At 47.1% G+C, this 25,442-nt stretch carries 23 protein-coding genes; 16 read left to right on the top strand and 7 right to left on the bottom strand.

The features are described from left to right. Positions 1-13: 13 nt before the first annotated feature. The 8 genes from RUMAL_RS20410 (at position 14) to RUMAL_RS00510 (ending at position 7,423) form a co-directional block, all read left to right on the top strand. Positions 14-535, top strand: coding sequence for a T6SS immunity protein Tdi1 domain-containing protein (locus RUMAL_RS20410; RefSeq protein WP_013496862.1), 522 nt, complete (start codon positions 14-16; stop codon positions 533-535). A gap of 203 nt (positions 536-738) precedes the next feature. Further along, positions 739-1,629, top strand: a complete 891-nt coding sequence (locus RUMAL_RS00540; RefSeq protein ID WP_013496861.1) for an SGNH/GDSL hydrolase family protein — start codon at positions 739-741, stop codon at positions 1,627-1,629. Positions 1,630-1,673: 44 nt separating this feature from the next. Beyond that, positions 1,674-2,171, top strand: coding sequence for a DUF4358 domain-containing protein (locus RUMAL_RS00535; protein ID WP_013496860.1), 498 nt, complete (start codon positions 1,674-1,676; stop codon positions 2,169-2,171). Next, positions 2,171-3,616 (top strand): MBOAT family O-acyltransferase, encoded by a 1,446-nt coding sequence (locus RUMAL_RS00530; RefSeq protein ID WP_013496859.1) that lies wholly within the window; start codon positions 2,171-2,173, stop codon positions 3,614-3,616. Before RUMAL_RS00535 ends, RUMAL_RS00530 begins: the two co-directional genes overlap by 1 nt. 68 nt (positions 3,617-3,684) lie before the next feature. Beyond that, the gene (locus tag RUMAL_RS00525; RefSeq protein ID WP_013496858.1) at positions 3,685-4,059 is read left to right on the top strand and encodes a TIGR04076 family protein; all 375 of its coding nucleotides are present in this window, start codon (positions 3,685-3,687) and stop codon (positions 4,057-4,059) included. Next, a complete protein-coding gene (locus tag RUMAL_RS00520) occupies positions 4,056-4,421 on the top strand; it encodes a hypothetical protein (protein WP_013496857.1) in 366 nt (121 codons plus the stop codon). The genes RUMAL_RS00525 and RUMAL_RS00520 overlap by 4 nt, the downstream gene beginning before the upstream one ends. Positions 4,422-4,571: 150 nt before the next feature. After that, positions 4,572-6,014, top strand: coding sequence for a proline--tRNA ligase (gene proS, locus RUMAL_RS00515; RefSeq protein WP_013496856.1), 1,443 nt, complete (start codon positions 4,572-4,574; stop codon positions 6,012-6,014). Between the two features lie 401 nt (positions 6,015-6,415). Continuing rightward, positions 6,416-7,423 (top strand): glycoside hydrolase family 130 protein, encoded by a 1,008-nt coding sequence (locus RUMAL_RS00510; RefSeq protein WP_013496855.1) that lies wholly within the window; start codon positions 6,416-6,418, stop codon positions 7,421-7,423. A gap of 264 nt (positions 7,424-7,687) precedes the next feature. Here RUMAL_RS00510 and RUMAL_RS00505 read toward each other — a convergent pair whose 3' ends face one another. From RUMAL_RS00505 to RUMAL_RS00485, 5 genes are read right to left on the bottom strand one after another with little or no spacing between them, the layout of a single operon-like run. After that, positions 7,688-8,311: an immunity protein Imm33 domain-containing protein gene (locus tag RUMAL_RS00505; protein ID WP_013496854.1), complete on the bottom strand. Its 624-nt coding sequence runs from the start codon at positions 8,309-8,311 to the stop codon at positions 7,688-7,690. A gap of 29 nt (positions 8,312-8,340) precedes the next feature. Beyond that, on the bottom strand, positions 8,341-9,033 hold the full coding sequence (locus RUMAL_RS00500) for a hypothetical protein (RefSeq protein ID WP_013496853.1): 693 nt from the start codon (positions 9,031-9,033) through the stop codon (positions 8,341-8,343). Then, the gene (locus tag RUMAL_RS00495; protein WP_013496852.1) at positions 9,030-9,293 is read right to left on the bottom strand and encodes a DUF4321 domain-containing protein; all 264 of its coding nucleotides are present in this window, start codon (positions 9,291-9,293) and stop codon (positions 9,030-9,032) included. Before RUMAL_RS00495 ends, RUMAL_RS00500 begins: the two co-directional genes overlap by 4 nt. A 14-nt stretch (positions 9,294-9,307) precedes the next feature. Continuing rightward, positions 9,308-9,826, bottom strand: a complete 519-nt coding sequence (locus RUMAL_RS00490) for a S1 RNA-binding domain-containing protein (RefSeq protein ID WP_013496851.1) — start codon at positions 9,824-9,826, stop codon at positions 9,308-9,310. A gap of 53 nt (positions 9,827-9,879) precedes the next feature. Continuing rightward, entirely contained in the window at positions 9,880-10,362 is a 483-nt protein-coding gene (locus tag RUMAL_RS00485) for an FtsB family cell division protein (protein WP_013496850.1), read from the bottom strand. A 363-nt stretch (positions 10,363-10,725) separates the two neighbouring features. On the opposite strand from RUMAL_RS00485, the gene serS reads away from it, so the two are divergent. From serS to RUMAL_RS00445, 8 genes are all read left to right on the top strand, one after another. After that, positions 10,726-12,015, top strand: coding sequence for a serine--tRNA ligase (gene serS / locus RUMAL_RS00480; protein WP_013496849.1), 1,290 nt, complete (start codon positions 10,726-10,728; stop codon positions 12,013-12,015). A 175-nt stretch (positions 12,016-12,190) separates the two neighbouring features. Continuing rightward, the gene (gene mnmG, locus RUMAL_RS00475; RefSeq protein WP_013496848.1) at positions 12,191-14,053 is read left to right on the top strand and encodes a tRNA uridine-5-carboxymethylaminomethyl(34) synthesis enzyme MnmG; all 1,863 of its coding nucleotides are present in this window, start codon (positions 12,191-12,193) and stop codon (positions 14,051-14,053) included. A gap of 90 nt (positions 14,054-14,143) precedes the next feature. Beyond that, positions 14,144-15,511, top strand: coding sequence for a tRNA uridine-5-carboxymethylaminomethyl(34) synthesis GTPase MnmE (mnmE, locus tag RUMAL_RS00470; RefSeq protein ID WP_013496847.1), 1,368 nt, complete (start codon positions 14,144-14,146; stop codon positions 15,509-15,511). Positions 15,512-15,685: 174 nt separating this feature from the next. Next, on the top strand, positions 15,686-16,462 hold the full coding sequence (gene tpiA, locus RUMAL_RS00465) for a triose-phosphate isomerase (protein WP_013496846.1): 777 nt from the start codon (positions 15,686-15,688) through the stop codon (positions 16,460-16,462). A 101-nt stretch (positions 16,463-16,563) separates the two neighbouring features. Beyond that, on the top strand, positions 16,564-17,058 hold the full coding sequence (locus RUMAL_RS00460; RefSeq protein WP_013496845.1) for a hypothetical protein: 495 nt from the start codon (positions 16,564-16,566) through the stop codon (positions 17,056-17,058). A gap of 141 nt (positions 17,059-17,199) precedes the next feature. Continuing rightward, positions 17,200-17,949, top strand: a complete 750-nt coding sequence (gene gpmA, locus RUMAL_RS00455; RefSeq protein WP_013496844.1) for a 2,3-diphosphoglycerate-dependent phosphoglycerate mutase — start codon at positions 17,200-17,202, stop codon at positions 17,947-17,949. A 102-nt stretch (positions 17,950-18,051) separates the two neighbouring features. Then, the gene (gene gpmI / locus RUMAL_RS00450) at positions 18,052-19,626 is read left to right on the top strand and encodes a 2,3-bisphosphoglycerate-independent phosphoglycerate mutase (protein ID WP_013496843.1); all 1,575 of its coding nucleotides are present in this window, start codon (positions 18,052-18,054) and stop codon (positions 19,624-19,626) included. Between the two features lie 160 nt (positions 19,627-19,786). After that, positions 19,787-21,172: a hypothetical protein gene (locus RUMAL_RS00445; RefSeq protein WP_013496842.1), complete on the top strand. Its 1,386-nt coding sequence runs from the start codon at positions 19,787-19,789 to the stop codon at positions 21,170-21,172. A gap of 319 nt (positions 21,173-21,491) precedes the next feature. Here RUMAL_RS00445 and RUMAL_RS00440 read toward each other — a convergent pair whose 3' ends face one another. Further along, positions 21,492-22,676, bottom strand: a complete 1,185-nt coding sequence (locus RUMAL_RS00440; protein WP_013496841.1) for a DHHW family protein — start codon at positions 22,674-22,676, stop codon at positions 21,492-21,494. Positions 22,677-22,811: 135 nt separating this feature from the next. Beyond that, a complete protein-coding gene (gene clpB, locus RUMAL_RS00435; protein ID WP_013496840.1) occupies positions 22,812-25,436 on the bottom strand; it encodes an ATP-dependent chaperone ClpB in 2,625 nt (874 codons plus the stop codon). Positions 25,437-25,442 lie beyond the last annotated feature (6 nt).

Genomic DNA, 25,442 nt, shown 5'->3' with positions numbered 1-25,442 from the left:
GAGTACTCGAAAAATGTTTGAAAAGATATTGGGCACATCCGAGAAGGTCGGTGCAACCTCCTGTGCAAACAAAGAAGAATTTCTCGAAATTGCGGCGGGCAACAGCTTTTTGGACGGACTGTTCACTTTTTTCAGGAAAGAGGACGTTAAAAAGTGGCAGAAAATATTCAAAGAAGTCTTTCCCGCACTGAAAGAGGAGCTTGCATTTTTCGGCTATGACTGGCTTGGCAGGCTTTATTTTGTGGATTCTGCTACAGACAATGTGAAAATGGTCGATGCTTTTGACTGCGAGTTCTATGCCACCGATATGCCTTTTGAATCCTTCCTTGACGATATCGCCGATGACCCCGACGGCTTTCTTGCCGCAGAATTCTATGAAGAATGGGTCGATGAAAACGGCGATCCCGATTTGAAATACGGCAGCTGTATAGGCTATAAAGTACCCTTGTTCCTTAACGGAGCGGAAGATATCGACAACCTTGATGTTACAGATCTTGAGGTTTACTGGACTATCACAGGGGATCTCTATAATTAACAGCCCCCGCAGGATCAGGATATAGCAAACGAAACTGAATTTGGGATATAATTTTAAACAAGGCGGATAGAGTCATCTATCCGCCTTTTGTATAGCGCGGAGAAATCGGGGGATAATAATACTAAATTTCAATAATATACTTGCAAATATCTCGGAAATATGGTATGATAGACTTATCTAGTTATGTTCAGAGGAAAGGAAATATGGAAAGTAATTCAGTTATCAGAAAAAGACGTGTCAAAGCACAGCAGAATATGGTGACGGCACTTTGCCTTATGTGTATGCTGTTCACAGTATGCTGGTCTGTTTTTGCAGCTGTAAAAGAAGCACACAAGCCTGCTGTTGACGCTAAGGCGGATAAGACCGCCGATACCAAAACAGAAGATACAAGTTCTGTGGCAGGGATAACCATAGAGTTGACCGAGAGGAAACAGGAAAGTTCAGCAGCTGAGGACACAAGCTCCATAGCGCCCCAGCCCGAGGATCCCGATGATGGTACACACCCGTACACCACACCTAAGGATACCGCTGATGACCTCAGTGATGCAGTGTTTATCGGTGACAGCCGTACAGTCGGAATGATGAACAGCACCGATAAGCCGCAGGCAACATTCCTGTGTGCAGTCGGTCTGAATATCGATACCGTACTGACATCTACCGAGATAGCACAGGGCGACGGTTCAGTGGGTACTCTCCAGCAAGCGTTAAGCTCCCGTCAGTACGGCAGAGTGTTCATAAGCTTCGGCACCAACGAGATGGGCTGGCCTTATGTTGATACCTTTGAGGAACACTATACCGAGATGGTAAAGACCATACAGAGCTATCAGCCCAATGCGGAGATATACCTCATAGGCATACTTCCCCTGGCAGAATCCCAGGATACTGACGGCGATGCTGTCAACAATGAGAATGCCCGCACATTCACAGCTTCGATAAAGAAGGTAGCAGGTGAACTGGGTCTGCACTATCTTGACTGCTCGGAAGCTGTTGCAGACGAAAACGGATATCTTCCCGAGGAAGCTTCTCCCGACGGCATACACATGACCGCCGACTATTGCCTGTACTGGCAGAATTTCATAATAGACAATACCTGATGGTATGGATATAAGTAAAAAGTAAAAGGATAAGGTGAGTTAAAATGAATATCAAAAAGACAGTATGTATCATTCTTGCAGCTATGACAGTTACCTGCGCATTCGCTTCATGCGGCGACAAAGGCGGCAGCGACAAGGGCAGCGACAAGGCTCAGACAGCAACAGAGAGCGTTGATGTAACAGCAGTTGCAGACAAGCTCAAGAGCGATATCGCTTACGATGACAGCCTTGTTGAATTCGACAGCGGCAAGATAGAGAATATACTGGGTATTGCACCCTCAGCTTACAAGACAGCTAAGGTGTATGTAAGCTCAACAGGCGCTACCCCCGAGGAGATCGCCTGCTTTGAAGCAAATGACGGAATGGCTGAGACTATCAAGGCAAGCCTTTCCACAAGAGTAACAAATCAGAAGAGCGTTTTCACCGATTATAAGCCCGAACAGGCTCCCAAGCTGGAAAATACTGTACTGATAGTCAAGGACAATTATGTATACTACTGCGTATCAGGCGACAGCGCAAAGGCTAAGGAGATAATCGGTTAATGCTTTTTTCAAGTACGACCTTTCTTTTCGGCTTTCTTCCGGCAGTACTGCTGATGTACTTCCTCATGCCGCTTTTCCTGAAAAAGCGCGCGAGGACAGCCCAGAATGCAGTGCTGTTCCTGTTCAGCCTTGTGTTCTACGCATGGGGCGAACCGATATACATATTGCTTATGTGTCTGTCGATAGGAGTGGCATACTTCACGGGAATATTTGCGGATAAGAGCCGTCTGCCTGAAAGTAAAAAGGGCAGCAAAGTCCCCTTTATCTCCATGATGACAGCGGTGGTATGGAATCTCGGACTGCTGCTGTTTTTCAAGTATACTGATTTCTTTATAAATACTATAAACTCAGCCGCAGGCACGCAAATAAAGCCCACAGGACTGGCACTGCCAATAGGTATAAGCTTTTACAGCTTCCAGACCCTTTCATACGTCATAGACGTATACAAAGGCAACGTGAAGTGCCAGAAGAATATACTCCACCTTGGGACTTATGTAGCGCTATTCCCTCAGCTTATCGCAGGACCTATAGTCAGGTATGTGGATGTAGCCGAACAGCTTGTCAACAGGCAGGAGGACGAGGCGAAGTTCGCACAGGGCGTAAAGCGTTTCTGTGTGGGTCTTGGAAAGAAGGTAATTATCGCCAACGCAGTGGGCGAGCTTTTTGATACTATATCCCATTCTCCGCAGAATGAACTGAGCGTGGCTGCAAGCTGGATAGGCATAATCGCTTATACATTCCAGATATACTTCGATTTCTCGGGCTACTCCGATATGGCGATAGGTCTCGGCAAGATGTTCGGGTTTGATTTCCTTGAGAACTTCAATTACCCATACATCTCAGATTCCATCACCGAATTCTGGCGCAGGTGGCACATCTCACTGTCAAGCTGGTTCAGGGATTATGTCTATATCCCCCTGGGCGGCAACCGCAAGGGCAAGGCAAGACAGTGCGTGAACATCATGGTTGTATGGTTCCTGACAGGCTTCTGGCACGGTGCTAACTGGAATTTCATGATGTGGGGCGTATACTTCGGCGTGATACTCCTGCTGGAGAAAAACTTCCTGCTGAAGCTGCTGAAAAAATCGCCAAAGATAGTGCGGCACATTTATGCACTTCTGCTGATAGTAATTGGCTGGGGCATATTCGCATACGAGGATACCACGGCACTTTTGCAGAACCTTAAAAATATGTTCGGCTTCGGCGGACTTCCCTTCTGGAACCACATGACATCCTTCCGCCTTTCGCAGAATGCTCTGCTGTTCATACTGGCAATAGTATGCTCAACACCAATTATCAAGAAAACAGGCGATTTCCTTGCAAAGCGCAAGCTCGCCCTCTACGAAACGGTGATAGTCCCCGCAGAATGTACCCTGCTGTTCATAGTATCGGTAGCGTACCTGGCAGGCAACTCCTTCAATCCGTTTTTGTATTTCAGGTTCTAGGAGGACTCGCTTTGACGGTGATATATCAAAAATGCGCCGACAAATGCAAATTCTGACGGAGGTACACCATGAAAAAATGGTATAACGAAGAATACGAGTTCACTGTTGAAGTTGTGGGATTTCTTCATGGTGACAAGACCGAAAGATACTGCCGCAACGGCGAAGAGCCCGGCGATATATACACCTGTACCTACGGCTGTCCCGTAAACAAGGACGGTCAGGGTATATGTTCCAAAACTATGATGATGCTGTACCCGCTTATGGAAGCTGTCCGCAGCGGCGGCGACCTTGAAAACCTCGGCGGTGACAGCAAGTATACAAAAACAATAGTCTGTCCTGACGGCTGTGTCATGTTCAGACTGACCGCAAAGCCTTTGGGCAACCTGAACTTCCATAAAGGAAAGTTCTGGGATTACCCCGATGAAACAGAGGAATGCAAATGAATCACGAATTACTGAATCTGCTGGGTTCACTGGCATTAAAATGCGGCATCATAATGGTGCTGATAGTGCTGGCTTGTCTGGTAACGCCGAGAATGGCGAAATGGATACAGAATAAAAATCCTCAGCTTGCAGACAAGATCGAACGCAAGGGTCTTGCCGCGCCCGAAAGGGTGGAGAATACTGCCACGGGACATTCTCCCCAGGAAAACTACGAAGTTCACAGCGCCTTTGAAGCTTCAAAGGAAGAGGATTTCGACCCGAATTACAAGATATATAATCAGGATATCTACGCGCTGAACTTCGGTAAGAAAAAGAAGAAAGCGGAGCCGCCGCAAGAGGTCAGCACAGATGAAGATAAATGAAAAAGTGCCGTCCGGCATTTTAGGATCTTTCTCCTATTATGAAAGCGACTTTTCATTTATCAACGATTTTATCCTCGACGCGCAGAAATAAAATAAGTAAACAGTGGCGTAATGATATCGCCGTACATATAATTAGGAGTTGAAAAAAATATGGCAAAGAATAAGAAAATGGTCGATGCGATAACCTCAATGGATGAGGATTTCGCAAAATGGTATACCGATATCTGCACTAAGGCAGAACTCATCGCGTATACAAGCGTAAAGGGCTGCATGGTAATAAGACCCTATGGCTACGCTATCTGGGAGAATATACAGAAGATACTCGATAGCCGTTTCAAGGCACTGGGTCACGAGAATGTTTGTATGCCTATGTTTATCCCCGAGAGCCTTCTCCAGAAGGAAAAGGATCACGTTGAGGGCTTTGCTCCCGAAGTTGCATGGGTAACTCACGGCGGAAGCGAAAAGCTTGAAGACAGACTCTGCGTAAGACCTACTTCCGAGACTCTGTTCTGCGAGCATTACGCTAATATCGTACACAGCTACCGCGACCTGCCCAAGCTGTATAACCAGTGGGTAAGCGTTGTAAGATGGGAAAAGACCACCCGTCCTTTCCTCCGTTCCAGAGAATTCCTGTGGCAGGAGGGTCATACTATCCACGAAACTCCCGAGGAAGCTATCGAAGAGACAGAGCGTATGCTGAACTGCTATGCTGACTTCTGCGAGAAAGATCTGGCTATGCCTGTAGTTAAGGGCAGAAAGACCGACAGTGATAAGTTCGCAGGTGCTGAAGCTACCTACGCTATCGAGGCACTTATGCACGATGGTAAGGCACTTCAGGCAGGTACTTCCCACTATTTCGGTGACGGCTTTGCAAAGGCTTTCGGCATCCAGTTCACAGGCAGAGATAACAAGCTGGCATTCCCCCACCAGACATCATGGGGCGTTACTACACGTCTTATCGGCGCTATCATAATGACTCACGGCGATGACAACGGTCTTGTACTGCCTCCCGCAGTAGCACCTATACAGGCAGTTATCGTTCCTGTACAGCAGTTCAAAGAAGGCGTGCTTGAAAAGGCAAACGAAGTATACGAGCAGCTGAAGGCAGCAGGTATCCGCGTTAAGCTGGATGACAGCGATCAGTCTCCCGGATGGAAGTTTGCTGAGTACGAGATGAAGGGTGTGCCCGTTCGTATCGAACTGGGACCCAAGGATATCGAGAACGGTCAGTGCGTAATAGTTACAAGACACGACAGAGAAAAGACCTTCACACCTCTCACCGAACTGGTTGAAACAGTAAACGCCAAGCTCGAAGCAGTACGCGAGGGCATATTCCAGAAGGCTCTCGAGAACCGCGAAAGACGTACCTACGCTTGCAAGAACACCGATGAGATCATCAAGGCTCTTGAAGAGAACGGCGACGGCTTTGTAAAGGCTATGTGGTGCGGCGAAGAAGAGTGCGAGGATAAGGTCAAGGAACTGACAGGCGTTGGTTCAAGATGTATCCCCTTCGAGCAGGACAATTTCAGCGACGTATGTGTATGCTGCGGCAAGCCTGCAAAGAAAATGGTACTCTGGGGCAAGGCTTATTGATCCACAATTTTTGGCAAATATTTTTACTTTTATGTATATGCGCTCACGGATGCTTCCGTGGGCGCTTTTTGTTAAGCGTTAATAAAAACACAAAAATCGGGACATTGATCTGCACCGACTGGACCGATCAGCAACAGTGCCGCAACGTATCAGCGCATCTGACTCAGTTTATGATAACGATTACTTCCATAATCATGTGTTCATAATTGTAAATATTGTGTTAACTTTTCACAAGAATACGTTTTCATCATGGGTTAATCGTTTTCTTAATGAGTGTGGGGGGTTGCAAAATTCGCAATAATTGTGTATAATAATTTAAGACAGCTGAGTCAACTACCGAATGACCAAAAGCTGATTTGGTGTAAGTATAATAAAATCTAAATTGAAAGGTGGAAATTACTATGAAGACACAGATAATCAATGGTGTATCACTTCCCAATATTCCCTGGCAGGACAAGCCCGCAGATTGCAAGGACGTTATATGGAGATACGATGCTAACCCCATAATCCCCAGAGATCAGCTGCCTACCTCAAACTCTATATTCAACAGCGCAGTTGTTCCTTATGAGAGCGAGAAAGGAAAGTTCGCAGGCGTATTCCGTGTTGATGACAAGTGCAGAAACATGGAGCTCCATGCAGGCTTCTCCAAGGATGGTATCCACTGGGATATCAACCCTGACAGGATAGTATTCGAGCAGGCTGAAAAGTCTACCGAGGAAGTTAACCAGTGGGGCTACGGCTATGACCCCAGAGTATGCTTCATCGAGGACAGATTCTGGGTGACCTGGTGCAACGCTTACGGCTGGAAGCCTACTATCGGTGTGGCTTACACCTTTGATTTCAAGACCTTCTATCAGTGCGAGAACGCTTTCCTGCCTTTCAACAGAAACGGTGTACTGTTCCCCAGAAAGATCAACGGAAAGTATGTTATGTTCTCAAGACCTTCCGACAGCGGTCACACTCCTTTCGGTGATATGTTTATATCCCAGTCACCTGATATGAAGTACTGGGGCGAGCACAGACACGTTATGGGACCCCTGAGGGCTTGGGAGTCCAAGAAGATCGGCGCAGGTCCTATCCCGATAGAGACAAGCGAAGGCTGGCTGTGCTTCTACCACGGCGTACTGGAGAGCTGCAACGGCTTTGTTTACAGCTTCTCGGCTTGCATACTTGACAAGGACGAGCCCTGGAAGGTTAAGTACAGATGTGCTGAGTATCTGCTGAGCCCCCAGAAGATCTACGAGTGCGTTGGTGACGTTCAGAACGTTACATTCCCCTGTGCTACCCTCGTTGATGCTGACACAGGCAGGATCGCTATTTACTACGGCTGTGCAGATACCTGCGTAAGCATGGCATTCACAACTGTTGATGACGTTGTAGACTACGTTAAGAGCCATTCTTCTGTTTGATATAATATCTTGTGATCAAGAGAAAAGCTGCTGCGTTTGCGGCAGCTTTTTGCTTTCCATATTGCAGAACAAATGTTCCACGTGGAACATTTTGAGCTGACGTACTGCATCTGACCTTTCACCCCTGACATCGGGTGCGGCAATAGCTCCGCACATAAAAAGAGCGTGGACAGTTGTTTTGTCCACGCTCGGAATGTTGTGCCGCGCCTATTTGACAGGAGCGGAAGTTTGCTGCCGCGATATTCGCCCGGCCGGCGTTAGTACTTATGAATTGTATATAACGCTTTCGCCTTCATCGTCAAACAGTTCAGCAAGTACCTCACCGCGGAACACAGCTGTGTAACCGTAGGGCAGACACATAAAGTCCAACAGCGACGGTCTTTTCTCCATAAGCTCATACACAAACACAGGCTCAAATAAAGCAGCATCATCTATCTCTGCCTTGCCGCTGCTGCCGTATGAGAAACTGTTCAGCTGCCAGCCTGAGGAACCCATCTCCCTGAACCTTTTCATAACAAGGTTATCCTTTTCAAGTGCGCCTTTTGCCACAGCCATTTTATCGTAGAAATGCACTGCTTCCCCCATGATCCCAAGTTTTTTCAGCAGAAATATCTGACGATACTGTATACTGAGTGCTGTTGTAAGATCGGTGTTGAGGGCAGTAAGCGGGTCATCCGTGAAATCAGGTGCAGCTATATCATATCCTCCGTTATGTTCACTCAGCAGAAACGTAGAAAAACCTGCCCTTATCCTGAATCCGTCCTTTATCCTGTCAGCAGGTATATTCTCTATCGCCTCCAGCAGAGGTTCAACAAATGGTCTCAGCGCCATCTCTGTTGCAAATCTGAACTTTATATCGTGTATCACTTCCGTGTAATTCTGTATCATATTATCTCCCTATAAAAACAGGCGGAGTTTTATCCGCCCGTCTTATCATCCATAAATTGTTTTACAGTGTTCTCAACTTTATCGACACTGTTCTTTTCGGTGATATCCACCTTGTACGCGTATATTTCTTCTTTGCCCTCACATTCGGATGTGGTAGTTTCGGTAAAATATTCAAGTCCGCCGTCATCATCAAAAAAATATTCCGCCGTGAACCCTGTGACTTCACCATTTTCCACCTCAGCGCCGATCTTCTGCGCATCATACACGTGTGTAACTTTTATGCCGCCGTCAACAGTTTCCTCTTTGGCAGAGGTTATATACTGAGGATCGTATATCAGCAGACCTTTATCAGCCTGCGGATGCGGCATCTTTCTTGTATACCTGACGAAATCATTATCGCCTTTTACCGAGTGCTTGACCTCACCGTTTTCATAGGTGAAGCATTCCAGCCCGTTATTGAACTGTGCATACTCGCTGTTATCGCTCTTGCCGTAGTATGAAAAAACCAGTGTATCCTTTTCGTCATACTTGAAGGTGAAGGACTGTTCCTCCTCACCCGTAGCCATATCCGTCATGACCACCCTGGCGCTGTCAAGAGAAGTATACTCCTCCCGTGCCTGCTTTATAAGCAGACCGCCTGCTTTGTCCTCAGCCTTGCCGCAGCCTCCAAGCATGAGCGCTGCTGCCAGCCCCACTGACAGAGCCTTAACGATCTTTTTCATATATTCTTGCCGATACGCACGAACAGTACCAGTGAAAGGGTAATGGTGATTATCTGCGATATAGTTGCGTGTATCATAAATCCGAAGTTGAATCTGATAACGTGCAGATCAACCGATACGCCCTCTATACCAAGATCCCTGCCCCATGCCAGCCAGTCGAAATAAGGCTGACCTTCGCATATACTAGCAAGAAAAACACCCAGTATGATACCTGAAAGCACGAAAAACACAAATGCAAAAGTTTTCTTAAATTTATCCATAGTCTGCTCCGCACTCACTTTCTGCGTGAAGGTGAGCGTCTTTTATTATCGGTTATCTTTTTGAGATCGGAGAATTTCTCATCGCTGGAAGCCTTGAACTTGCTCAGCATATCCTCAAAGTCCGCATTTCCCGATCTCTGGTTGGGATCGTATATCGGAGGAGGGTTCTTGCTGAAGTCCTGGGGAGGTCTGTCATCGCGGCGGGGTCTGAAACCGCCCTGAGGTCTGCCCTGACCGCCGCGGCTGTTATTTCCGCCCATAGGTCTGCCGCCCTTATCACCCATTTTCTTCGGGGGAGCGGGCTGCGCCTTCTTTATTGAAAGCGAGATCTTGCCGTCCTCACCCATACTGAGTACCTTTACCTTTACGGTCTGTCCCTCCTGCAAATGATCCTTTATCTCGCTCACGAAGGTGTTAGCCACCTCAGAGATATGTACCATTCCCGTGGTATCCTTATCAAGCTCCACAAAAGCACCGAACTTTGTGATACCTGTTACTTTTCCTTCATAGATCTTTCCTACTTCAAGCTGCATCTGGATTTTACTTCCTTACCTTTATATTTATTTCGGTCATGGACCGCTGTTTACTATTCTCCTGACTTATTCACTATATAGTAGCGTCTTTCATTGGGATATGAATACCCAAGCTGCTCAACAGCCACTCTCTCCATGAACTCGTCCTCGTCCGCTTCAAGCAAAGCAGTATACTCATCGTTCTTCTGCTTTGTTTCCTCTATCTTGCTTGTCATCATGACAGTTTCCTGCCGCAGCTGCTCGATCTCATTACGCTGTGACATCATATCAACTGCCGCGATAACACAGAAACAAACGATGATAACGAAAAGTACGGGTCTGAACAGAGCGCGTTTACGCTTAGCAACTGTTATGCTGCCCGTTTCGCCTTCATCGTCCGGCAAAGGTACTTCATCATCTGTATCAGCTACAGGATCAGTATATTCTTCATCTTCAGTTTCGTAAGCCTCATCATGCTCAACAAGCTCAGCAGCGTCAGCGGCTTCATTTTCGTTCTCCATGCCATCATGGATCTCAAGTTCGTCGTCCCGTTCCATCGCCTGCTCCTTTCCGACTCTGCATACAATAAATATATAAAGCAGAAGTCTACTCCACTGTATTATACAACATTTTTGACCAAAGTTTCAAGGGCTTTTACCAAGTTTTTCTTATTTAAGATAAATTTAGGCGTTTTACACAAATAGTTCATCTGGTGCTATCAGTTTTTTGGAGAAACAATATATCAGAAAACTCATCTTTTTCGTAAATACGAAAACTGTTTTCATGGATATCGTTTTTTCTTATACAGGCATCACCACAGCCTGCAAAAGGCATTTTCGGGTCTTGACAAAAGCTGCAATAAATGTTACACTATAAGTTGATAAATTTCGGGTGAAAGCCCAGGATTAGGAGTAATAATTATGATAGATATCAAGCTGATAAGAACTAACCCCGAACTCGTAAAGGAGAATATCAAGAAGAAATTCCAGGATGAAAAACTGGTACTGGTAGACGAGGTAGCAGAATTTGATAAAGAATACAGAGCAGCACGTACAAAGGCTGATGAACTGAGAAATCAGAGAAACGTAAAATCCAAGCAGATAGGCGCTCTGATGGGCAAGGGTCAGAAGGAGGAGGCTGAGGCTGTAAAAGCTGAGGTCAACGCTATGGCTAAGGAACTGGCTGACCTTGAAGTAAAGGAAGAAGAGCTGGAAGCTAAGATCCGTGAGAGAATGCTGGTCATCCCCAACATCATCGACGACAGCGTGCCTATAGGCAAGGACGACAGCGAGAATGTTGAGATCGAAAAGTTCGGTGAACCCGTTGTTCCCGACTTTGAAGTACCCTACCATGTTGATATCATGGAGACTTTCGACGGTATCGACCTCGATGCTGCGCGTGAGACTTCGGGTAACGGTTTCTATTATCTCAAGGGCGATATCGCAAGACTTCACTCTGCTATACTCTCATATGCTAGAGATTTCATGATCGACAGGGGATTTACCTACTATGTACCTCCTTTCATGATAAGATCCAGCGTTGTTACAGGTGTTATGAGCTTCGCTGAGATGGAGAACATGATGTATAAGATCGAGGGCGAGGATCTGTATCTTATAGGTACTTCCGAGCACTCCATGATAGGCAAGTTCATCAAGACAACTCTGCCGGAAGCTAAGCTGCCCCAGACACTGACCAGCTATTCTCCTTGTTTCCGTAAAGAAGTAGGCGCACACGGCATCGAGGAGAGAGGTGTATACCGTATACACCAGTTCGAGAAGCAGGAAATGATCGTAGTCTGCAAGCCTGAAGACAGCAAGACATGGTATGACAAGCTGTGGCAGAACTCTGTTGATTTCTTCCGTTCGCTGGATATCCCTGTACGTACTCTTGAGTGCTGTTCGGGCGACCTGGCTGACCTGAAGGTAAAGAGCTGCGACGTTGAGGCATGGAGCCCCAGACAGAAGAAGTACTTCGAGGTAGGTTCCTGCTCGAATCTTGGCGATGCTCAGGCAAGAAGACTCCAGATAAGAGTTAAGGGTGAAGACGGCAGCAAGTACTTTGCACACACCCTTAACAACACCGTTGTAGCACCTCCCAGAATGCTCATCGCATTCCTCGAGAACAACCTCAACGGCGACGGCACAGTATCTATCCCCGAACCTCTCAGAATGTACATGGGCGGCAAGGACAAGCTGGTGCCCACAAAGTAAGAGATATAAAACATTACAGTACAGATCCCCCGTCCGCAAGGGCGGGGAATTTGTGATAAAGACGTTCTGTATATCTTTATGACTTCAAGTATATGAAATAACTGCCGCGCCTGTAAGTGGTGCGGCGTTTTTTGGGATAAGAGAGTTTGATATATTATCGTTAGGAGCAGACCGTATGGAAAATTTTGATATAATCGTTATAGGCGCAGGTCATGCGGGCTGTGAGGCTGCGCTGGCAGGGGCAAGGCTTGGTCTTAAAACAGCACTGTTCACCATAACCCTGGATGCAGTGGCGAATATGCCGTGTAACCCGTCGATAGGCGGTACCGCCAAGGGTCATCTTGTACGCGAGATAGACGCACTCGGCGGCGAGATGGGCAGGGCAGCGGATAAGACCCTCATACAAAGCAGGATGCTGAACCGCGGAAAAGGTCCTGCGGTACACAGTCTGCGTGCGCAGATAGACCGTATGGCATATCACAACCTTATGAAAAAGACCATAGAGGATACCGAGGGTCTGTACCTGAAACAGGCTGAGATAACCGACGTGCTGTTTGAAGATGACGGCAAGACTGTCCGCGGTGTGCGTACACATCTCGGTGTTGAATACGGCTGCAGGGCGGTTATAATCGCCAGCGGAACTTACCTCAACGGTGAGATACACGTAGGTACCACCACCTACGCAAGCGGCCCCGATTCGGTACTGCCTGCACGCAGACTTTCCGACAGTCTGAAAGAGGCAGGTATGACTTTGCGCCGCTTCAAGACAGGTACTCCTGCAAGAGTTCACAAGCGTTCCATAGATTTTGACAAGCTGGAAGTTCAGCATGGTGATGAGGATATACAGCCATTTTCATTTACCAATGAAGTTCCGCCCGAAAACAAAGTGGACTGCTATGTGGCATACACCAACGCAGAAACCCACAAGGTCATCATGGACAACATACATCTTTCGCCCATATATTCGGGACGTATACACGCCATAGGTCCAAGGTACTGTCCGTCCATTGAGGACAAGATAATGCGTTTCTCCGATAAGCCAAGACATCAGCTTTTTATCGAGCCTATGGGTCTTGATACAGAAGAATACTATCTCCAGGGCATGAGTTCATCTCTGCCTGTTGATGTTCAGCTGAAATTCCTGCGGACGATAAAGGGTCTTGAAAATGTTGAGATAATGCGTAATGCCTATGCTATCGAATACGATTGCTGTGACCCCAACGACCTTCTGCCCACCCTTGAATTCAAAGAATTCCACGGCATTTACGGAGCAGGACAGTTCAACGGCACCTCTGGCTACGAGGAAGCCGCCGCGCAGGGTCTTGTGGCGGGCATAAACGCCGCACTGAAACTGAAAGGCGAAGAACCTATGGTTCTCGACCGCGCAAGCAGCTACATCGGCACACTGGTGGACGACCTCTGCACAAAGGGAGTATCCGACCCTTACCGTATGCTTACCAGCCGAAGCGAATACAGACTTCTGCTGAGGCAGGACAATGCCGACCTCAGACTTACCGAAACAGGTCACAGGGTAGGGCTTATAAGCGACGAGAGATATGCCGCATTCACAAAGAAGAAAGAGCAGATAGAGGCTGAGGTAAAGCGTGTATCTGCCATAAACATAGCACCCTCGGAGGAACTGAACGAGTATCTTGTATCACAGGGTACAGACCCCATAAACAACGGCATAAAGCTGACACAGCTGATACGCCGCCCTCAGTTGACATACAAGGGTCTTGCATTCATCGACCCCGAGCGCCCCGAACTGCCCGATGATGTTTGCGAGCAGGTGGAGCTCACTATAAAGTACGAGGGCTATATCAAGATACAGCTGGAACAGGTTGCGGCTATGCGAAAGCTGGAGAACAAGAAGATACCCGAAAATATCGACTATTCAAAGGTAGGCTCACTGCGTCTTGAAGCGGCTGAGAAGCTGGCAAAGATACGTCCGCTCTCCGTGGGACAGGCAAGCCGTATCAGCGGTGTTAACCCTGCTGATATAAATGTACTGCTGGTATATCTGGAGACTATAAAGTGATACCACATAGAGCGTGGAATATTTGCAGTACGCCAAGCAGCTATTATTTGGGATCTAAACTTATCCATGAAAATCAAGAGGAGTGACAGAATGTCAACAGTATGTGCAATATCGCCCCCCCTTGCCGAGGGCGGTATATCTGTTATAAGAATAAGCGGCGAGAATGCGATAAACTGCGCGGCTGAAGTTTTCAAACCTTTCACCTGTGAGAGTGTTGAAAAAATGCAGGGCTACACCTGCGCCTACGGTCAGATACATGACGGTGACAAGACCGTTGATGACGGCGTGCTGACTGTTTTCCGTGCGCCCCATTCATATACAGGCGAGGATGTCTGCGAGATATCCTGTCACGGCGGTATATATGTCACTAAAAAAGTGCTGAGACTTTGTCTTGAAAACGGCTGTGAACCTGCACAGGCAGGCGAGTTCACAAAGAGGGCGATGCTGAACGGCAAGCTTTCACTTACTCAGGCTGAAGCTGTTATGGATACCATAGCCGCACAGGGCGAATATGCCCTTGCTTCGGCAAATCTCACAAGACAGGGCAGTCTTTTCGGGCAGATCCATGAAGTCACAGGCGACCTTGTAAAGCTTCTGGGAGAACTGGCGGCATGGGTGGATTATCCCGAGGAAGACCTACCCGCAGTTGAAGAAACTGCCCTCCGCGAAAGTATCGGGAAAGCACTGTCAGTAACAGGTAAGCTTATCGCTGACCACGATAACGGTATGCTGATAAAGCAGGGCATAGACACTGTTATCGCAGGCAAGCCGAATGTGGGTAAATCTACCCTGATGAATCTTCTGCTGGGATATGACCGTTCAATAGTAACAGAGGTGGCAGGCACGACCCGAGATGTCATTGAAGAAAGCGCAAAGCTTGGCGAACTGGTATTCAGGCTTTCGGATACCGCAGGCATACGCGATACAGAAGACAGGGTGGAAAAGATAGGCGTTGAAATGGCTGAAAAGCGCCTTGATGAGTGTATGTTCGTTATCGAGGTATTCGATACTTCCGTACGCCCCGACGAGGACGATATCGCCCTGCTTGAAAAGGTAAAGGCATCGGGCAAAAGAAGTCTTATCGTGCTGAACAAATCCGACCTTGAAAGCGCGGTTGATGAAGGCTTTTTCAGGGGTTACAGTGAGAATATAGTTTACATATCCGCAAAGAACCGCGATGACAGGGCACAGATACAAGCAGCTGTGGAAAAGATATTCACACCCGAAAATTATGATGCAAACAGCACCATATTCGCCAACGAAAGGCAGAAGCAGTGTCTTGACAAAGCACACACGAATCTTAAAGCCGCACTTGAAGCCCTCGATATGGGCGAAACCCTCGATGCTGTAACTGTTATGGTAGATTTCGCAGCGGATTCTCTGCTTGAACTCACAGGCGAAAAAGCCACCGAAGCAGTAGTAGCTGAGGTATTCTCAAAATTCTGCGTCGGAAAATAACAAAGCATCAAACAATATTCAGTCACATACTGTTTATGACCACACGGCACTTTCCGGAAGGGGAGCGCCGTTTTGTTATAAATTTTGCCGTAAGCATTGACATTGAACCGCTATTGTTGTATAATTATCAATGTAGGTTTTAATCTTATCTCAAATATAAAGGAGTTTTTTACAATGAAGAAATCCGTAAGAAAAGCTATCATCGCAGGTAACTGGAAGATGAACAAGACCCGTCCCGAGGCTAAGGAACTGCTGGAGGCTATCAAGCCCCTCGTAGCAAATGCAGAGGGCAACGTTGAGGTCATCGCTTGCGTACCTTTCACCAACCTGGAAACTGCTGTAAATGTTACTGCAGGCTCTAACGTAAAGGTAGGCGCTGAGAACGTTCACTTCGAGAAGAGCGGCGCTTTCACTGGTGAGATATCCGCTGATATGCTGACAGAGCTGGGCGTTGAGTACGTTGTTCTCGGTCACTCCGAGAGAAGACAGTACTTCGGTGAGACTGATGAGACTGTTAACAAGAGAACAAAGGCTGCTCTGGCTGCAGGTCTGAAGCCTATCGTTTGCGTAGGCGAGCTGCTCTGGGAGCGTGAGTGCAACATCACTGAGGAAGTTATCGCTCGTCAGATCAAGCTGGATCTCTTCGACGTATCTGCAGAGGACGTTAAGAAGACTGTTATCGCTTATGAGCCTGTATGGGCTATCGGCACAGGCAAGACTGCTACTGCTGACCAGGCTGAGGAAGTTTGCGCATTCATCAGAGCTACACTTGCTAAGCTGTATGACGAAGCTACCGCTCAGGCAGTTACTATCCAGTACGGCGGATCCATGAACGCAGGCAACGCTGCTGAGCTGCTCAGCAAGGAGAACGTTGACGGCGGTCTTATCGGCGGCGCTTCACTGAAGGCTGCTGACTTCAACACTATCGTACAGGCAGCTGTAAACGGCTAATAATTATTTTTGCTTCACATCGGGGGGCGGGTCAGCCCGCCCCTTTTTCATAGAGTTTTTTGGGGATAGATCTTATACGTAAATTATGAGGTGTATTCATTATGAAAAGAAGCAGACTTCTTCGCAGACTTATGACACTCTCGGTAGTATCCGAAGTGATATATATGTTTTTGATAACAGTGCTGTTGATCTTCCGTCCTGCGGTATATGACAACACGCTGATAAAGCTGTTCGATCTCGATATAAGTGAGATCCCTGCCATAGATCCTGACAAAACACTGACAGGAGTACTGTTCGGCGGTATCATACTTTACTTCATCTTATGGTTCCTGCTGAAACTGATGATGGACAAGGATATGGATCCGCTGATAATCGGCATACTGTCGTTCCTGATGCTCCCTGCATCTACGGTAGTCTACAGGTTATTATACTCAAACGTCATAAAGGCTCACGCAAGCCTTGGCGCTGATTACAAAGCATTCACAACAGCGCATTTCCGCGTGATGGAGTATTGCGGCTGGGCAAACCTTGCAGCATTTATCTTCATGCTTATGGCTTATGCCGTTTGCAGACAGAGATTTTCAGATCTGGATTGACAGCATCTGAACTTCACACCCTACGGTGTATATTTAATTCTTATTTGTTTTCGGTAATATATGCGCAAAGCATTTATTATAAATAAGTATCCCGCTGTCCTTCATGCGCGGACAGTGAGATAAACGAAAGGACAATTTAATATGAGCATGAAACTGGTACTCATCCGCCACGGCGAAAGCGAGTGGAACAAGGAGAACAAGTTCACGGGCTGGACTGATGTTGAGCTGAGCGAGGCAGGTGTTGAGGAAGCAAAGAAGGCCGGCAAGGTCTTGAAAGAGGCAGGCTATGACTTTGATATCTGCTATACCTCATACCTCAAAAGAGCTATACATACCCTCAACAATGTACTGGCCGAGATGGACAGAGAGTGGCTGCCCGTAGTTAAGAGCTGGAGGCTCAACGAAAGGCACTACGGCGCTCTCCAGGGTCTGAACAAAAGCGAAACTGCCACTAAATACGGCGAGGAGCAGGTGAAGATCTGGAGAAGATCCTTTGATATCCCTCCGATGGCACTAACCGAGGATGACGAAAGGAATCCGAAGAAGGACCCGAAGTACCGCGAGGAAGATCCCGCAGAGTTACCTTTGCAGGAAAGTCTCAAGGATACCATCGCCAGAGCTGTTCCCTACTTTGAAGAGGAGATAAAACCTCAGATAAAATCGGGCAGACGTGTGGTGATAGCAGCTCACGGCAACAGCCTGAGAGCTTTGGTAAAGTACTTTGACGGTCTCAGCGATGAGGAGATAATCAATGTGAATATACCTACGGCAACACCGCTGGTATATGAATTTGATGACGAATTCAACGTGATCGGCAAGGAGTATCTGTGCGACCCCGATGAGCTTGCTGCAAAAATGAACAGTGTGGCAAATCAGGGCAAAGCAAAGTAACAGTTTCGGCTGAATTTTAAGGCCGAAGGGCTGTCGGGTCCCCCGCTGCGGCGGGGGCGCTTGGCAGACGATTCGGTAATATATACAGAAAGGACTTAAAATATGTCTAACAAAAAAGTAATCCTCGTTGTAATGGACGGTATCGGTATTTCCGTTACACATCTCGGTGACGCTGTTACCGAGGCTAACACACCTACACTGGACAGACTGAAAAAAGAATGTCCCTATACCACACTGAAAGCTCACGGCAGTGCAGTTGGTCTGCCTACCGATGACGATATGGGCAACTCCGAGGTAGGTCATAACGCACTTGGCTGCGGTCAGATCTATTCTCAGGGTGCTAAGCTCGTTAACGAGTCCATCGAGAGCGGCAAGATGTTCGCTTCCGAGACTTGGAACGAACTGGTAAACAACGTTAAGACCAAGAGCAGCACTCTTCACTTCATCGGTCTGCTTTCCGACGGTAACGTTCATTCCAACATCTCTCACCTGAAGAAGATGATAGCTAAGGCTAAGGAGCAGGGCGCCGCTAAGGTAAGAGTACACGTACTCCTGGACGGCAGAGATGTTCCCGCAACAAGCGCTCCCATCTACATCGAGGATCTGGAGAAGTGCATGGCTGAGCTGAATGACGCTACATTCGATGCTAAGATCGCTTCCGGCGGCGGAAGAATGAAGGTCACCATGGACAGATATCAGGCTGACTGGGATATGGTAAAGCTCGGCTGGGAAACTCACGTAAAGGGCGAGGGCAGACAGTTTGCTAACGCTCTTGAAGCTGTTGAGACTCTCAGAAACGAGACAGGCGCTATCGACCAGGATCTTCCTGCATTCGTTATCGCTGAGAACGGCGCTCCTGTCGGCAAGATAGTTGACGGCGACAGCGTTGTACTCTTCAACTTCCGCGGCGACAGAGCTATCGAGCTTTCTATGGCATTCGACGGCGGCGATGAGTTCACATACTTCGACAGAGGCGCTAAGCCCGACGTTATCTACGCAGGTATGCTGGAATATGACGGCGACCTCCACATCCCCAACAAGTACCTTGTAAATCCTCCCGAGATCAAGGATACTATGAGCGAGGTACTGGAGAAGGCAGGTCTGAAGTCCTACGCTGTATCCGAAACACAGAAGTACGGTCACGTTACATATTTCTGGAACGGCAACAGAAGCGAAAAGTTCGCTTCCGAGGACTGGAAGGAGATCCCCTCCGATAAGGTTTCCTTCGACCAGAGACCCTGGATGAAGTCCGCTGAGATCACCGACGACCTGATCGAGGCTGTCAAGAGCGGCAAGTATGACTTCATCAGATGCAACTTCCCCAACGGTGACATGGTTGGCCACACAGGTTCTATGGACGCTACTATCATCGGTGTTGAGTCTGTTGATCTGGGTCTGACAAGACTGCTGAAGGTCGCTGAGGAATACGGCTACACTGTACTCATCACAGCTGACCACGGCAACGCTGACGAGATGCTGGAGAAGAACAAGAAGGGTGAGATCAATGTAAGAACTGCTCACTCCCTGAACAGAGTTCCTTTCTACATCGTAAGCAAGGACAAGTACGAGATCAAGGATGCTGACAGCGAGAAGTACGGTCTTGCTAACGTAGCGCCTACTGTACTGAAGATATTCGGTATCGAAGCACCTGCTTGCTGGGAAGATTCCATGATCTGATAAACGATAAATTATCGATCACATAAGGAGCTGTTGCGCGCGTAACAGCTCTTTGTTTTTTATTCAAAATTTATCTAACCAATATATTGACATTATTTGTCGATACGGTTATAATAGATATTGCGACAAAACTAAATACTTTTTTGTTATGGAGGATTTTATGAAAACAAAAGCATTATTATTGCTCATAACAGCTGTATGTATCTGTGGCTGTATCACAGGCTGCGGAAATGCAGATAACGAAAGTAAAATCGTTACACAGTCCAGTAAAATTACTAATGATACAACAGAAGTCGAAAAAAGTGGAAATGAAGAAAATCAAAATAATGACACTACCGCGGAGAATGAAATCGATTCTGAGACAAAGATAGCTGATGAAGTACTGAATGCGGAAATGTATACTGATGTATTTCAGGTGGGTGAAAAGGTGATAAGGCTTCCCATGACGGCTAAGGAGCTGTTTGATATGGATGGTGTGGAACTGGATGAGAATCAGCTGGCTGGAATAAGCCAAGGTCAAGATCCCACAACGATCATAGCAGAACCAAGTATTTACAATGTTACCATTGATGGTGTTAAAACAAGCTTTTACTTCAATGTAACAACGGAAGAAGAGAAGCAGTTTTTATCGGATTGTAATGTTATGGTATTGTGTAACACAAAAAATGTGGTATTTCCCAAGGGTGTGAAAGCAGGTATGCCAATAGAAGAGATTCGCAGGCTTTGGGGTGAACCTGATATCGAAGAAGCAGAAAAACTTGTATACTTGAGGGATATGGTAACGGATACCTACGTTGTTCCCCAAAAAACAGGTGAAGATGCTTCTATGAGTCAACCATACAGCTATTTCAAGGATGGTGCTTATAGCAGTTTTGGATATTCTTACGAGGTCAGTATAGATCCTAAAACAAAAACAGTTTCGCATATCAACTTTGATGACGAATATTTAATTATGGCGGCGGGATATACTATCAATTCATTGGATGACTTTCCGAAACCCGATGATAATTTCAGTTTCCCAGATAAATATATGTATCCTGGGAGTGATCACAGTTTTGATATACACTACGAACTTCCAGCGTATATGGGCGACATTTTCAATTGTTTTGCTTACGTATATGAGGATAATGGTCAGAAATATGCAATACACAAAAACAGATTTATAAATACTATTGTGGCAGAGCTTGACCTAAAAGAATACACAGACGATAATCTTAGAAAATATAGTGAAGAAATAGTAAAAGAAAATAATCCATTAGACCAGAAAGCGCCTGAACTACTTACTTATTCTGTTAAAAAAGACGGTAATAGAGCAGTTATTATATTCAGAGATAACACTGCAGATGGTATTGATGATAAGACTAGAGGAAGCTATTCAAGAATACAAGTTCACTGTTTGGATGAAAATTTTGTGGATACTATTTTTTCATTTGTTGTTGCGCCATGCAACGGTAAGGAGAGTATATCCGATGAGGAGCTTGAAAGCGCAGATAGTTGGTTTTATGAATTTGCCAAAAGCGTAAAAACAACGAGAAAAGAGAACTGATGATAGTATGATTAAAGGGGCTGCAACAGCCCCTTTTTGTGCACCACCGTCAGGCGGGTACCCATACGGAAGTTTATATTATTTATCGGGGGAAACTTTTCTGAAGAAAAGTTATCCCACGAATCCGTCTGTAAAGGCTTTGCCTTTGTAGACTTTTAACTCTTTGGGGCGGGGTAGATTTTTTTATAAAGACAGAAAAAGGCAGGGGGTAGCCATGTTTGCAAACATAGCTACCCCCTGCCCAGAAGAAATAGAAGTTTTCGGAAACCAAAGGGTTTTCCCCAATAGATAGCATAAAACTTCTGTATAAGTACCAGCCTTACGACTGTGCCATATTTGATTCGATAAGAGATATCTTATCGTAGCTGCCTGATGATGCCGCGCCCAGGGCAAAAAGCACATCCGTTGCACCGACTTCTTTTACAAAATCAACAGAGTTGATATTGAAGAACCTGTTATCACAAAGGTATATCTTTGAGAATGACGAGGTCAGGAATGGCACCAGTGCGTTGCCGTAGCTGTCCTTGAATATGACCAGCACTCTGTCATTGTCGGTATCGGTATCGACTTCGAGTATAGTATCATCAGTACCAACAAATACGGTGTAGCTTGCGGAGATGTCGTTATTCTCAAAAAACAGCGAACTCGGCACACCCTCACCGAAATATGTATCGTGGAAAAGCACCGTCAGCGCATCAAGGTTTGCAGGCTTGTAGTAGGTGAATGTATCGGGGTACTCCTCCAGCGGATATATACCGTTCACCGTATAGAATGCACCGAGATAACCCTCGCGCTCAACCTTTTCATAGCTGCTGAGATCTGCAAAATCCACCCCTGCCTTTTCAGCGAACACCTTTGAGGCATAGTACGCCGCCAGCGGCTGCCAGTGGTAGTCTGTACGGGAATACAGGTATTCCGATTTATGCTCCTCCAGTATGGAATTAACAGCCACACCCTTGCCCGAGGTCATCATGGAATACACATCATCCGCACAGGTCTTCTGATCGGGATAGCTGCTGCGGAGGTCATCGGGGGTATAGAATTCCTGTGAGGTGGGTATCATCATCAGGTAGGTGTTTATATCATTTCCTGCGCTGTCAGCGAAAACATCAACGCAGTCCGCCAGATATCTTCCGTTTTCACTGCTGTAGTAATACTCCTCCATGGCACGCACCTGCGGAGTTCCCGAATTGGCGAGTATACAGCCGTTAAAATACTCATAGCTGCCGACCTCCGGGGCTGCCGTGGTGGTAACAGCAGAAGTGGTAGTTTTCGGAGCTTTTGTCGTTGTGGCTTTTTTATCGGCTTTTGTGGTGGTCGTTTCGGGTGACGAAGAATCCACAGGCACCTCAGATGTATCCGCCGAATCCTCCTCAGGGGTGGTAACTGCTTCTGTATTCTTTGGTGCAGGAGGAACTACAGAATTGTTCTTCCCGATGACATTACCGCAGCCCGATATCGCAATAGTCACTGCAGCACAGGCGGCAAAAAGTTTAATTTTCATCTATAACACGCTCCTAAAAAACATATTCATGACAAAAACCAGTATAGCACAGTATCGCACCTAATGTCAATAGGCAGTAACATATCGCGCAAAAAATGAGGACAGTCTTTTGCGGCTGTCCTCAGTATAAATAACTTATTCTTTTATCTCGGGTGCTATCGTTTCAACGGAGAAATCATTTCCGTCATAATCGACTTTCATCAGGCTGTCAGCGGCAGGGTCGTCCCTGATTATTGCCTTTGCCAGCAGAGTTTCCACATGGCTCTGGATAAATCTTCTCAGGGGTCTTGCGCCGAATGCCATATTGTAGCCCTGATCGACTATCGCCGCTTTTGCAGATTCGGTAAGCTCCATTTTCAGGCGCTTTTCAGCAAGACGTTTTTCAAGGCTCTTCAGCATCAGTCCGCAGATGCTGTATATCTCGCTCTTCAGCAGAGGTTTGTACATTACTATCTCGTCAAGACGGTTCAGGAATTCGGGACGGAAATGAGTTTTCAGCAGGTCGTTGACATTGTCCCTTGCTTCCTCGCTGATATCTCCTGTTTCCTCGTCGATGCCCTCAAGTATGAAATGTGAGCCCAGGTTTGAGGTCAGTATGATAACGGTGTTCTTGAAATCTACCGTTCTGCCCTGTGAATCGGTAACTCTGCCGTCATCGAGCACCTGCAGGAGTATATTGAACACATCGGGGTGAGCTTTCTCGACTTCGTCCAGCAGTACAACGGAGTAAGGCTTTCTGCGTACAGCCTCAGTCAGCTGACCGCCTTCTTCATATCCCACGTATCCGGGAGGCGCTCCTATCAGCCTTGTTACGCTGAATTTCTCCATATACTCCGACATATCTATACGGACGATATTGTTCTCGTCATCGAACAGTGCCTGTGCAAGGGTCTTTGCAAGTTCGGTCTTGCCCACACCCGTAGGTCCTAAGAACAGGAACGAACCGATAGGTGTGTTGGGATTTGCGATACCTGCCCTTGAACGGAGTATAGCTTCGCTGACTTTTTCAACAGCTTCGTTCTGTCCGATAACTCTTTCATGGAGTATGCTTTCAAGCCTTAACAGCTTGTCGCGCTCGCCCTCCATAAGCTTTGCAACGGGTATGCCTGTCCAGCGGCATATAATACGCGCTATCTCGTCATCGGTGACTTTATCTCTAAGCAGGGTATTGCTCTTTGAGGACTGCTCTGCTTTCTTTTCTTCCTCTGCCAGTTCCTTTTGCAGATTTTCCAGCTTGCCGTATTTCAGTTCTGCCAGCTTTGAGAGGTCATAGTCGCGCTCTGCCTGCTTTATCTCGCCGTTTACAGCATCTATCTCCTCGCGTATCTTCTGCACCTTGGAGATAGCGTTCTTTTCGTTTTCCCACTTAGCACGCATCTCGTCGTACTGCGCTCTCATATCGGCAAGTTCTTTCTGAACTTCTGCCAGATGTTCCTCGGCAAGCTTGTCGCTTTCCTTTTTAAGCACAGTTTCCTCGATCTCGTGCTGGAGTATCTTTCTTCTCAGGTCATCCAGTTCGGTGGGCATGGAGTCCATCTCTGTGCGGATAAGTGCGCAGGCTTCGTCCACAAGGTCGATAGCCTTATCGGGCAGGAATCTGTCTGTCAGGTATCTGTCGGAAAGCACAGCCGCTGTTATCAGCGCCTGATCCTGTATCTTAACGCCGTGGAATACCTCATATCTCTCCTTTATGCCGCGGAGTATGGATATTGTATCCTCAACGCTGGGTTCATCTACCATAACGGGCTGGAAACGTCTTTCAAGGGCTTTATCCTTTTCGATGTACTGTCTGTACTCGTTGAGGGTGGTGGCACCGATGCAGTGCAGTTCGCCCCTTGCCAGCATAGGCTTCAGCAGATTTCCTGCATCCATAGCGCCGTCGGACTTTCCTGCGCCCACGATGGTGTGAAGTTCATCGATGAACAGTATTATCTTGCCCTCGGATTTCTTTATTTCGCTTACAACGGCTTTGAATCTCTCTTCAAACTCGCCGCGGAACTTTGCACCTGCTATCAGCGAGCCCATATCAAGCGAGAATATCTGTCTGTCTTTCAGGCTGTCGGGCACATCACCGCTGACGATACGCTGTGCAAGACCCTCGGCAACGGCTGTTTTACCTACGCCGGGTTCGCCTATCAGCACAGGGTTGTTCTTTGTCTTACGGGAGAGTATGCGGATAACGTTTCTTATCTCGGAATCTCTGCCGATAACGGGGTCGAGCTTGTTCTGTCTTGCAAGACCTACCAGCTCCTGACCGTACTTTTTCAGTACATCATAAGTCTCCTCGGGGTTCTGGCTTGTGACCTTTGCGCTTCCTCTCACCTGTTTCAGCGCCGCAAGGAAACCTGTCTTGTTTATGCCGAAGGTACGCAGTACCTCTGCGACTTCGCTGTTTGCACATTCCATTATACCTAAGAATATATGCTCAACGGATACGAACTCATCGCCCATCTGCTTTGCCTGTGCTTCTGCCTCGGCAAGTGCGCGGTCAAGTTCGCTGGAAATATATATCTGACCCTGTGCGCGTCCGCCCACGGTGACTTTCGGTATCTTATCAACAGCCCTGTCCAGTGCGCCGCGGAAAGCGTTGATATCCGTGCTCATCTGTGTGAGAAGCTGGGGTATCAGACCGTTATCATCAAGGCACAGTGCGCTCAGCAGATGTTCCTGTCCTATCGCCTGATTTGACTGCCTTGCCGCGATATTCTGCGCATCCTGTACAGCCTGCACCGATTTCTCGGTAAATTTCTGCATATTCATTGTTTG

It is taken from the genome of Ruminococcus albus 7 = DSM 20455, from assembly GCF_000179635.2.
GTDB classification, from domain to species: domain Bacteria; phylum Bacillota; class Clostridia; order Oscillospirales; family Ruminococcaceae; genus Hominimerdicola; species Hominimerdicola alba.
The sequence above is the reverse complement of the archived record's forward strand: the minus strand, read 5'-3'. Positions and strand labels throughout refer to the sequence as shown.